General features: G+C 62.1%; 8 protein-coding genes. 3 read left to right on the forward strand and 5 right to left on the reverse strand.

Annotated elements, in window-relative coordinates:
- Window positions 1-43: 43 nt before the first annotated feature.
- The gene (locus HX817_RS10920; protein WP_177040240.1) at window positions 44-1,585 is read left to right on the forward strand and encodes an alkaline phosphatase; all 1,542 of its coding nucleotides are present in this window, start codon (window positions 44-46) and stop codon (window positions 1,583-1,585) included.
- 149 nt (window positions 1,586-1,734) lie between these two features.
- Here the strand turns inward: HX817_RS10920 and HX817_RS10925 are convergent, their stop codons facing one another.
- Both HX817_RS10925 and HX817_RS10930 read right to left on the reverse strand, forming a co-directional pair.
- Window positions 1,735-4,260 (reverse strand): sulfite reductase flavoprotein subunit alpha, encoded by a 2,526-nt coding sequence (locus HX817_RS10925; RefSeq protein ID WP_177040309.1) that lies wholly within the window; start codon window positions 4,258-4,260, stop codon window positions 1,735-1,737.
- A 134-nt stretch (window positions 4,261-4,394) separates the two neighbouring features.
- The gene (locus HX817_RS10930; protein WP_087694615.1) at window positions 4,395-6,689 is read right to left on the reverse strand and encodes a TonB-dependent siderophore receptor; all 2,295 of its coding nucleotides are present in this window, start codon (window positions 6,687-6,689) and stop codon (window positions 4,395-4,397) included.
- 219 nt (window positions 6,690-6,908) lie between these two features.
- On the opposite strand from HX817_RS10930, the gene HX817_RS10935 reads away from it, so the two are divergent.
- Window positions 6,909-7,589, forward strand: coding sequence for a Fe2+-dependent dioxygenase (locus tag HX817_RS10935; RefSeq protein WP_177040241.1), 681 nt, complete (start codon window positions 6,909-6,911; stop codon window positions 7,587-7,589).
- Window positions 7,590-7,591: 2 nt separating this feature from the next.
- A complete protein-coding gene (locus tag HX817_RS10940) occupies window positions 7,592-8,392 on the forward strand; it encodes a tetratricopeptide repeat protein (protein WP_177040242.1) in 801 nt (266 codons plus the stop codon).
- Between the two features lie 66 nt (window positions 8,393-8,458).
- Here the strand turns inward: HX817_RS10940 and HX817_RS10945 are convergent, their stop codons facing one another.
- From HX817_RS10945 to HX817_RS10955, 3 genes are all read right to left on the reverse strand, one after another.
- A complete protein-coding gene (locus HX817_RS10945; protein WP_003215969.1) occupies window positions 8,459-9,622 on the reverse strand; it encodes a type III PLP-dependent enzyme in 1,164 nt (387 codons plus the stop codon).
- 474 nt (window positions 9,623-10,096) lie between these two features.
- Window positions 10,097-11,254, reverse strand: a complete 1,158-nt coding sequence (locus tag HX817_RS10950) for a betaine/proline/choline family ABC transporter ATP-binding protein (RefSeq protein WP_008437274.1) — start codon at window positions 11,252-11,254, stop codon at window positions 10,097-10,099.
- Window positions 11,251-11,904 (reverse strand): ABC transporter permease, encoded by a 654-nt coding sequence (locus HX817_RS10955; RefSeq protein WP_003215973.1) that lies wholly within the window; start codon window positions 11,902-11,904, stop codon window positions 11,251-11,253. The genes HX817_RS10950 and HX817_RS10955 overlap by 4 nt, the downstream gene beginning before the upstream one ends.
- Window positions 11,905-11,910 lie beyond the last annotated feature (6 nt).

Raw genomic sequence — 11,910 nt, forward strand, 5'->3', positions numbered from 1 at the left:
GTCATGCTTAAGTTTCCCTTTTGCTGCTCGAGAGGGAACCCGCATGAGCCACTTCAATCTCGGCCGCCGCCGCGTGATGCAAGCCGTTGGCGCCGGCCTGTTGCTGCCGGGCCTCGCGCCTGCGGTGATCGCCTCGGTCAAGGATCGCCCGCAACTCACCGACGGCGTGCAGTCCGGCGACCTGCTGGGCGACCGCGCGATGATCTGGAGCCGCAGCGACCGCCCGGCCCGGATGGTGGTGGAGTGGGACACCCGTAGCGTATTCAGCAACCCGCGCAAATTCGTCTCGCCCCTGGCCGACAGCCGCACCGATTTCACCGCCCGTGTCGAACTCACCGGCCTGCCCGTCGACCAGGCGATCTTCTACCGTGTGCACTTTGAAGATGCCCAGACCGGCGTGGCCAGCGAGCCCTGGTTCGGTCACCTGCGCAGCGTGCCGCAGCAGCGCCGGGATATCCGCTTTGTGTGGAGCGGCGACACCGTCGGCCAGGGCTTCGGCATCAACCCGGACATCGGCGGCATGCGCATCTACGAAGCCATGCGCCTGCGCCTGCCGGACTTCTTCATTCACAGCGGCGACACCATCTACGCCGACGGCCCGGTGCCCGCGCAACTGACCACCGAGGACGGACGCATCTGGCGCAACATCACCACTGAAGCCAAAAGCAAAGTCGCTGAAACCCTGAATGAATACCGGGGCAACTACCGCTACAACCTGATGGACGAGAACGTACGTCGCTTCAACGCCGAAGTGCCGCAGATCTGGCAGTGGGACGACCACGAGGTGATCAACAACTGGTCGCCGAGCAAGCAACTGGATGAACGCTACGAGACTCGCGACATCAATACCCTGGTAGGCCGTGCGCGCCAGGCCTGGCTGGAATATTCACCGATGCGCCGGCAAAGCGCCGACCAGGGCGGGCGGATTTATCGCAAGCTCAGCTACGGCCCGTTGCTGGATGTGTTTGTGCTGGACATGCGCAGCTATCGCGGGCCGAACGATGACAACCTTGGCGGTGAAAAACCGTTCCTTGGGCGTGAGCAACTGGACTGGCTGAAGCGCGAATTGAAGGCCTCCCAGGCGCAGTGGAAAGTCATCGCCGCCGACATGCCCATTGGCCTGGGCGTGCCCGACGGTGAGGTCAGCCCCGGCGTGCCGCGTTGGGAAGCGATCGCCAACGGCGACCCGGGCCCGGCCCAGGGGCGCGAGTTGGAAATTGCCGAATTGCTCGCGTTTCTGCGGGCGCAGCAGGTGCGTAATCACGTGTGGCTGACGGCGGATGTGCATTACTGCGCGGCCCATCATTACCATCCGGATCGGGCGGCGTTTCAGGATTTTGAGCCGTTCTGGGAGTTTGTCGCCGGGCCGTTGAATGCCGGGAGTTTCGGGCCTAATCCGCTGGATAAAACCTTTGGCCCGGAAGTGGTGTTCGAGAAGGCGCCGACGGTGCAGAACAGCTCGCCGTTTGCCGGGTTCCAGTTTTTTGGCGAGGTGCAGATTGACGGGCAGACGGCGGAGCTGACGGTGATTTTGCGGGACCTGGATGGGGTTTCGGTGTTTGAGCAGAAGCTGGCGCCAGTGTGATTGCAATGCAATCTACCTACTGAAGAAGATCCAATGTGGGAGCGGGCTTGCTCGCGAAGGCGGTGTGTCAGTCAACAGATGTATGGACTGATCCACTGCCTTCGCGAGCAAGCCCGCTCCCACATTTTGATCGGTGTATCTTCAGGGGGTCAGTAAACATCCCGGCGGTAGCGGCCCTGCTCGATCAAGCGTTCGACGGCTTCGCTGCCCAGCACATCGTGCAGCACCTGATCCACACCCGCCGCCATCCCCTGCAAACTGCCGCAGACGTAAATCGCGGCGCCATCCGCCACCCATTTACGCAGCACATCCGCTGATTCGCGCAGGCGATCCTGCACGTAGATTTTCTCTGCCTGATCCCGGGAAAAGGCCAGGTCCAGTAGCGCCAGGTCACCGCTGGCCAGCCAGCCTTGCAACTCATCCTGGCAGTGGTAGTCATGGGCGATATTGCGTTCGCCAAACAGCAGCCAGTTGCGCTGCTGGCCGTCGGCAACCCGCGCCTTGAGCAGGCTGCGCAACCCGGCAAGGCCGGTGCCGTTGCCCAGCAGGATCATCGGGAGCGGCTCGGTCGGCAGATGGAAACCACTGTTGCGCCGCACTCGCAGGCTGATGGTCGAACCCAGCGGTGCATGTTCGGTCAACCAGCCGGAACCCACGCCCACGCTGCCATCGGGGTGACGCTCCTGGCGCACGATCAGCTCCAGCACACCGTCGCTGGCAATCGAGGCGATGGAGTATTCGCGCATGCCCAGCGGCACCAGTGCATTGACCAGCGCCTGGGCATGCAGGCCCACCAGGTGTGCGCGATTGTCCGGCAGTTGGCGGCCGGCCAGGGCCTGGTCGAGGGTGTGTGCAAGGCCGTCGACTACCACGCCCTCGTTGCCGGCCAGTCCCAGGCCTTCCAGGAAGTGTTCGATGGCCCATGGGCAATTGCGTGGCAGCACTTCCACCAGGTCGCCGGCCAGCCAGTCCCGGGGAGTTGGCGGGGTAAGCCCGAGCAAATAGACGCCGGAGCCACTGCTGTGCGGGTTGAGCAGGGTGCGTTGCTTCAGGGTCCAGTTTTCATAGGTCGCGCTGGCCCACGCCGCAGCGGGTGCATGGCCGGTCAGTTGGCCCAGTTGTTGTTGCCAGTGCAGCAACGCATCGGTGTCGCCGCTGTCGACTTCCACCGGGGCGAACAGCGGGTTGCCGCCCTGGTTGGTCAGCCAGAAATGCAGGCGCCGGGCGAAGCCGCAGAAGTGTTGGTACTGGCGATCACCCAGGGCCAACACCGAGTAGTTCAGGCCCTTGAGGGACAGGTCCTGGCCGAGCACGCTGCGCTCGAAACCGCGGGCGCTGTCCGGTGCCTCGCCGTCGCCGAAGGTGCTGACCACGAACAGCGCATGGCTCGATTGGCGCAAATCCTCTTCGCTGACGCTGCCCAGCGACTGCACGTTCACTGGCACGCCGGCGGCCTGCAACTGCCCGGCGGTCTGCCAGGCCAGTTGCTCGGCAAAGCCGCTCTGGCTGGCAAAGCCGATCAGCCAGGCCGGCGCGTCGCTGTGGTTGCCGGTCAGGCCTTTGCGGGCATCGCGCACCTGGCGTTTCTTGCGGCGGCGGTCCAGATACAGCAGCCAGCCGGTGATGAAGAACAGCGGCATCAGCAGCGCGCTGAACGTCAGGATGATCCGGCCGGGCAGGCCGAAGTAGCTGCCGGTGTGCAGCGCATAGATACTGGTCAGGATCTGCGCCTTGAAGCTTTTGCCGGCGTAGGTGTCATGGGATTTGACTTCGCCGGTGCCCGGGTCGAGGTTGATCTGGTTCAGCGCGCGATCGTGGGGCGAGGTCTTCAGCAGGTAGTAGACGGTGGCGGGTTGGCCGGCGACCGCGGGCATGCGGATGTTGTAGCCGCTCAAGCCGGGGCCGGCGTTGCTGTAGATGCTGCTCCAGATCGCGGCGTAATTGGCCACCGGCGCAGGCCCTTCGGGGGCCGGGCCGCGCTTGCGTACGCGTTCGTTCTGCGGCGCGTCGGACAGCAGTCTGGTCATGCCGTTGCTGTACCACTCGTAGGACCAGAACAGTCCGGTCAGTGCCGCCAGAAGATAGAACAGCAGGCACCAGGTGCCGAACACCGAGTGCAGGTCCCAGTTGAAACTACGGCCTTTCTTGCGCCAGTCCACCGCCAGCCATGCACGCCAGCTTGCCACTTGGCGCGGCCAGCGCAGGTACAGGCCCGAGAGGCAGAAGAACACCAGGATCAGCGTGCAGGCGCCGGTGATTTGCCGGCCGGTGTCGCCGATGGCGAGGAAACGGTGCAGTTGCAGCACGAAGCCGAAGAAGTCCTGGCCGACGGCATCGCCCAGGTAGTCGCCGGTGTACGGGTCGAAGTAGCGCATCTGCCCGCGACGTTCACCGGGCGGTGGGGTGAACCAGACCTTGGCCGCGTTGGTGCTGTCGGGCTGCACCGTGAGCATCGACACGACTTTGCCTTCACGGGCTTCCAGCAGGTGCACCAGTTCAGCGGGCGGCAGTACCCCGGCCGGACGCTTTTCCACCGTCAACACCGTCGGGTTCAGCAACTCGATGAGTTCATCCTGGAACGACACCGTTGCGCCGGTGATCCCCATCAAGGCCAACACCAGCCCGGCGGTAATGCCGAAGAACCAATGCAACTGGAACAGGGTTTTCTTCAACACGTCGTACGGCCTCGTCATCAGGTTAGGTGTTCACGGCGCGCATTATGCCGCGAGTTGTCGAGAAAGATTCTTTTTTACACGCAAAAACCCCACGCATCCGATGCGTGGGGTTTCGTGCAGTCATTTGTATCGGTTTAGAAATGGAAACTGGTGGTCAGCAGGGCCGTACGACCGGCCGCCTGGTTGGCAAAATGCGAGGCATAGGCCTTGTCGTAGTAGGTCTTGTCGGTGAGGTTCTGCACGTTCAACTGCAGGTCGACGTTCTTGGTCAGCTTGTAGCTGGCCATGGCGTCGTAGCGGGTGTAGGACGGCACGTAGACGGTGTTGCCCGCATCGCCGTAGACCTCGTCGACATAGAATGCGCCGCCGCCGATGGTGAGCTTCGGTGTCACGTCATAGGTGGTCCACAGGCTGAAGGTGTTCTTCGGCGTGTTGGGCATCTGGTTGCCTTTGTTCGAGCCGGCGCTGACGACACCGTTACGACCGTTCAGGCCCGGGTCCACCAGTTCGCTTTTCAGGTAGCTGTAGCCGGCGAACACTTGCCATTGATCGGTCAGCTTGCCGCTGGCGGAAAGCTCCAGGCCGTCGACGCGGGATTCGCCACCGTTTTCATAGGTCAGCGCGTCCACCAGGATCCGCGTGTTTTTCTTCTCGGTGCGGAACACCGCGGCGGTCAGGGACAGGCGGTCGTGGAACATGTCCCACTTGGTGCCCAGCTCGTAGTTGACGGTCTCTTCCGGTTTCAGGTCGCTGGTGGCGGCGCCGGCAGACAGCGGGTTGCCGTCGGCGCCTTCACCTACCAGGCCGCCGGCCGGTGAGGCTGAGGTGGCGTAGGAGGCATAGATGCTGCCGTTTTCAACCGGCTTCCAGACCAGGCCCGCCTGCCAGTTGAAGAACTGGCTGTCGTTCTTGATCTTGCTGCGGGCCTTGACGGTGGCGGTCGGCACCGCATTGGTGTTGGCCACGGTGTCGAAGGTGTCGTAGCGCAGGCCGACGTTCAGCAGCCATTTCGGGTCCAGCTCGATGGTGTCGAACACATAGGCGGCGCGGCTGGTGGCCTTGGTGTTGGTGCCGTTGTAGTTGCGCGCAATGCTGCCGGTCCAGGCATCGTCCGGGTTTGGGTTGCCCAGCGAGGTGCACTGGCCGCCTTTGCCGGGCGCCGGGCAACCGGGGTTGCTGTTCGGGCTGACGGTGTAGCCGCTGTAGCGGGTTTCTTCGCCGGTGAACTCAAGCCCGGTGGAGTAGGTGTTCTTGAAGCCCAGCGCCTGGAAGCTGCCAAACAGATCGGTCTGGTTGGTGGTGGTCTCGGTGGTGGACACGCGGGTGTTCGCGCGGCGCCACACGGTGCCGAACTGGTTGACGTTGTGCTGGCTGTCGTCGGGTTGGGTGACGATATAGTCCTGGCCGGTGTTGCCGTGGCGCAGGGTGTTTTTCAGCGTCATGTTGTCGTTCAGGTCGTGCTCGATGGAGAACGTGCTGATGTCGGCGCGGGTCTTGCGGAAGTCGCGATCCTTGAGGCCGTAGAAGTTGTTGCTGTCGCCGCCGTCGGTTGGCTTGTCATGCACGTGGGCGGCTCTTGCGCCGCTGTTGCTGTAGCCATACGGAATGCCCGAATCCGGCAGGTCGTTGCTTTCCATGTGGTAGTAGCTGAAGTTGACGCGAGTCGGAGTGCCCAGGCCGAAGGTCAGCGACGGCGCCACGCCCCAGCGGTCGTAGTTGACGGCATCACGCCCGGCGACGTTCTGTTCGTGGCTCATCAGGTTCAGGCGGAAGGCCGCGCTGTCGAGGAACTGACGGTTGACGTCGAGCACATAGCGGCGGGTCTGGTCGGAGCCGTAGGTGAAGCCACCGTTGGTGAAGTCCCGCGCCTGTGGCGTCTTGCTCACCAGGTTGAGGCTGCCGCCGGCCGAGCCGCGGCCGCCGAATGACGAGTTGGGGCCTTTGCTGACTTCGATGGATTCGATGTCGAAGATCTCGCGGCTCTGGCCGCCCGTGTCGCGCACGCCGTCGAGGTAGGTATCGCCCTGGGCGTCGAAGCCGCGAATGAACGGACGGTCGCCCTGCGGGTTGCCGCCTTCACCGGCGCCGAAGGTAATCCCCGGCACGGTGCGCAAGGCGTCCTGCAACGAGGTGGCGGCGGTGTCCTTGAGCACTTGCTGCGGCACCACGGTGACCGAGCGCGGAGTATCTACCAGCGGCGCGGTGTACTTCTGCGAGGAGGCTTTTTCGACCTGGTAGGACGTGCTGTCCTGTTCCTGGCCGGTGATGCTGGTGGCTCCCAGGGAAATGCTGTTGCGCTCGCCTTTCTGCTCGGTGTCTTCAGCAGCTTGCGCCATTTGGGCGGCAGCGCTGGCGCTGATGGCAACGCCGATGGCCGAGGCCAGCAAACGTGGTGAACTGGCAGGTGTTTTTATCGAAGTGCGCGGCATGAGTGTGTCCTTTCCCCAAGGAGGTGAGGCCGCGGAATATAGGGAGAACAAGACTTCATATCAATTGCGATACATTACTATTCGCACTGAATTTACGTTCTTTACACTTTTTGCTTACGGTTTTGACGATCTCGTTCGTCCTTTGGGCGGGAGTAGGGTTGTACACAGTCAATAAGAATCACTACCATTGGCGTCTCACTGTTTTCAGGTAATGCCTCCATGTTGCTGCACATTCCCGGCCTGTTCTCTCGCGAGGAAGTGCTGCGCATCCGCGAAGCCCTGGCGCACACCGAGTGGGCCGACGGCAAAATCACTGCCGGGCACCAATCGGCCAAGGCCAAACACAACCTGCAACTGCCGGAAGGCCACCCGCTGGCAAAGGAAATCGGCGCGGCGATCCTCGATCGACTGTGGAAAAATCCGCTGTTCATGTCAGCGGCGTTACCGCACAAGGTCTTCCCGCCATTGGTCAACTGTTACACCGCCGGCGGCAGTTTCGACTTCCATATCGACAACGCCGTGCGCCAGTCCAAGGTCAGCCACGAGCGGGTGCGCACTGACCTTTCCTCCACCGTATTTTTCAGCGACCCCGACGACTACGACGGCGGCGAGCTGGAAATCCAGGACACCTTCGGCCTGCAGCGGGTCAAGTTGCCGGCGGGCGACATGGTGCTGTACCCCGGCTCCAGCCTGCACAAGGTCAACGCCGTTACCCGTGGCGCGCGCTACGCCTCGTTTTTCTGGACCCAAAGCCTGGTGCGCGAGGACAGCCAGCGTACCTTGCTGTTCGAGATGGACGGGGCGATCCAGCAACTGAGCCGCGACGTGCCCGACCACCCCGCGCTGATCCAGCTCACCGGCACCTATCACAACCTGCTGCGCCGCTGGGTTGAGGTCTGAGCGTGGGCTTTTTATTGCGCCGTGAAGAAGTACTCAACGTTGAGCAATTGCAGAGCATGCTCGACGACTCCCCGGTGCGCGCCGCCCAGGCGATTTTGATCGCCGCGAAGGAGGGCGTGGTGGATGCCCAGGCGCTGCTCGGGCAAATCCTGCTGGAAGGGCGCGGCATCGAGCGCGATGAAGCACTGGCAATGCGCTGGTTCCGCATCGCCGCCAAGGGCGGGCATTTGATGGCGCGCAATATGCTCGGGCGTTGCCTGGAGCATGGCTGGGGTTGCGAGGCGGATGCCGTGGCGGCGGCCCGGGAATATCGTCGGGCGGCCGAGGCCGGGCTGGATTGGGGTTTGTACAACTACGCCAACCTGCTGGCGACCGGGCGCGGGGTTGCCGAGGATCAAACCCAGGCGCTGGCGTGTTATCGACAGGCGGCGGAACTGGGCCATGCCAAGTCGATGAACCTGCTGGGGCGTTATCTGGAAGAAGGGCAGGACTGCCCGAGGGATCTGGAGGCGGCGGTGGCGTGGTATCGCCAGTCAGCAGAAGGCGGGGATTTTCGCGGGCAGTTCAGTTATGCGGCGGTGTTGGCGGACCGGGGCGAGATAGAAACGGCACTGGAATGGTTGCGCAAGGCACTGGCGGGCGGGAATTTGAAGTTCTTGCGGGTGGCGCACAAGGCGTTGTGTGCCGCCAATGATCCGCAGATACGGGCAATGGCCGAGATCTATCAAGAGCATGCGATTGAACTTGATCGTTCCCACGCGCTGCGTGGAAATGCCGCCCTGGACGCTCTGCGTCCGCTCTAACGGCGTGACGCAGAGCGTCACCGGATGCGTTCCCACGCAGAGCGTGGGAACGATCAGGGCGTGCGTTTACAGGTAGAACGATTTCAATGGCGGGAAGCCATTGAATTCAACTGCGCTGTAGCTGGTGGTGTACGCACCGGTGGACAACCAGTACATCCGGTCACCAATCGCCAGGTTCAGCGGCAGGCCGTACTTGTAGTTCTCGTACATGATGTCGGCGCTGTCGCAGGTCGGGCCGGCGATGACCACTTCTTCCATCTCGCCTTTCTTCTCGGTCCAGATCGGGAACTTGATGGCTTCGTCCATGGTTTCGATCAGGCCGGAGAATTTGCCCACGTCGGTGTATACCCAGCGCTCGACGGCGGTGCGGGATTTACGCGCAACCAGTACCACTTCGCTGACCAGGATCCCGGCGTTGGCGATCAACGAACGGCCCGGCTCCAGGATGATTTCCGGCAGATCGTCACCGAAGTCTTCCTTGAGGAAGCGGATGATTTCCTCGGCGTAGGTTTCCAGGCTGTTGGTGCGGGTGATGTAGTTGGCCGGGAAGCCGCCGCCCATGTTGATCAGCTTCAGGTGGATGCCGTCTTCTTCCTTCAGGCGCTCGAAGATCACTTTGACCTTGGCGATCGCCGCGTCCCACACGCTGATGTCACGCTGTTGCGAGCCGACGTGGAAGGAGATGCCGTAAGGCACCAGGCCCAGGTCGCGAGCGAGAATCAGCAGGTCCATGGCCATGTCGGTCTGGCAGCCGAATTTGCGCGACAGCGGCCAGTCGGCCGTGGTCGAGCCTTCGGTGAGGATACGTACATACACTTTCGAACCCGGGGCGGCCTTGGCGATGTTGCGCAGGTCGGCTTCGGAGTCGGTGGAGAACAGGCGCACGCCCTTCTCGTAGAAGTAGCGGATGTCCTTGGATTTCTTGATGGTGTTGCCGTAGCTGATACGGTCGGGGCTGACGCCGCGGTCCATGACCTTGTCCAGCTCGTAGATCGACGCGATGTCGAAGCTCGAACCCTTGTCCTTGAGCAGGTCGATGATCTCGACGGCCGGGTTGGCCTTGACGGCGTAATACACCTTGGCGAATTCGAAACCGGCGCGCAGGTCATCGTAGGCCTGGCTGATCATCGCGGTGTCGATCACCACGAACGGGGTTTCCTGGGTGTCGGCGAACGCCTTCATTTTGTCAAAAGTGGCGCGCGCGAAATAGTCTTCGACCTGGATCGACATGCTGGGAACTCCTACTGGCAAACTAGATTGATCAATGGGTGCAAATGAACGTCCTCCGTATCCCCACTTTGGTTCGCCTACTTCCCAAGGCATGTCGCCGAAAGCAAAAAGGCCATGGGATCAACCGCTTCCCTTGGCCTTGCTGTCTCGTCGTCAGTACTTGAGCCGGATGGATCGTTTCCAGCATGGACGTTCGGCGCGAACTTTAGGACGTGAGGGGCTATAGATCAACTAAAAATGTCGCGTTTTTGCACGCGTTCGTCGTGCGGCCGTGTGCAGCTACTTATGTAACCGACCGGTATGACGGATTGATGTTCCCCGGTAGGGGCAATTTGAGGTGTTGCGGGTACAGTGAAGATCCAATGTGGGAGCGGGCTTGCTCGCGAATGCGGTGTATCAGCCAATGCATCCGGTGACTGACACTCCGCCTTCGCGAGCAAGCCCGCTCCCACATTTTGACCGCTGTGTGTCAGGTCAGGCCAGTGCTGTCTCGGCAGGCGACACAATGCTGGTCTTGCCCCCACGGGACTTACCGGAACTCAGGTACTCGGCAATCGACTCCTGGGTCACTTCCCCGAGGAACACCCGCTCCGCATCCATCACCGGCAACCACGAGCGGTTGAACTCGTACATCCGCGACAGCAGGATGCGCAAATGCTCGTCATACGCCGCCGTGGCGTTGAATTCCCGCAGGTACTGGCCGCAGGTACCGGTCTGACGATGCAGGTCGCGACGTCGCACATAACCCAGGGCCTTGTTCTCGGCATCGGTGACCACCACGTAGCGACGGTCCAACTCATCCATCTGCTCCAGGGCATCCGCCACCGGGGTTTCCGGGCTGACCGACGGCGCGTTGTCCGCCGCATCTTCAGCCTTCACCAGCAGCAGGCGCTTGAGGGTGCTGTCCTGGCCAACGAAGTTGCTGACGAATTCGTCGGCAGGGTGGGCCAGCAGGGTGTCCGGGTGGTCGATCTGCAGCAGCTTGCCGGCGCGGAAGATCGCGATCTTGTCACCCAGCTTGATGGCTTCGTCGATGTCGTGGCTGACCATGATCACGGTCTTGTTCAGCGCGCGCTGCATCTCGAAAAACTCGTTCTGGATCATCTCGCGGTTGATCGGGTCGACCGCGCCGAACGGCTCATCCATCAGCAGCAACGGTGCATCCGCCGCCAGGGCGCGGATCACGCCGATCCGCTGTTGCTGGCCGCCGGACAGTTCACGCGGGTAGCGATGCAGGTACTGCTTGGGTTCGAGCTTGATCATGCTCATCAACTCGCGGGCGCGGTCGTGGCATTTCTGCTTGTCCCAGCCCAGCAGCTTGGGCACCACCACGATGTTCTCTTCGATGGTCATGTTCGGGAACAGACCGATCTGCTGGATCACGTAGCCGATGTTGCGACGCAGGGTCACTTCGTCGAGGTCGGTGGTGTCTTCGCCGTTGATCAGGATCTTGCCGGAGGTCGGCTTGATCAGGCGGTTGATCATCTTCAGCGTGGTGCTCTTGCCGCAGCCCGAGGGGCCGAGGAATACGCAAATTTCGCCTTCGTTGACGGTCAGGCTTACGGAATCAACGGCGGTGATGGTCTTGCCGTTGCTTTGGAAGGTCTTGGTCAGGTTTTGAAGTTCGATCATTTGAGCAGTCCTTTTGGAGTCAGCGTGCGTTGCAGCCATTGCAGAAGCAGGTCGGCGAAGATGGCCAGGAGACTGACCAGCACGGCGCCAACGATCAGCATCGACATGTCGCTGCGGCTGATGGAAGCCAGAATAAGTACACCCAGGCCACCGGCGCCGATGGTGGCGGCGATGGTCATCACACCAATGTTCATGACGACGGCGGTGCGCACACCGGCGAGGATCACCGGTACGGCAATCGGCAGCTCGACCATGCGCAAGCGCTGGCCGAAGGTCATGCCGATGCCTTTGGCGGCCTCGCGAATGCCTGGCTCAACGCCGGTGAGGGCGAGGTAGGTGTTACGCATGATGGGCAACAGGGAATAGAGGAACACGGCGGTGATCGCCGGCATTGGCCCCAGGCCCTGGCCGAACTTGGAGTAGAACGGCAGCAGCAGGCCGAACAGCGCAATCGACGGCACGGTCAGCAACACCGTGGCACTGGCTTGCAATGGGCCGGCGAGCGTCGGGAAGCGGGTCATCAGCACGCCCAGGGGCACGCCGACGACGATTGCGAGGATCACTGCAATGCCGACCAGGGTGATGTGCTGCCAGGTCAGGTGCAGGACTTGGGCCCAATCAAGATGGGAAAAGGCGTTCAGGAATTCCATGTCTTC

Origin of the sequence: Pseudomonas sp. C6002 (genome assembly GCF_013385805.1) — a bacterium.
GTDB lineage: Bacteria > Pseudomonadota > Gammaproteobacteria > Pseudomonadales > Pseudomonadaceae > Aquipseudomonas.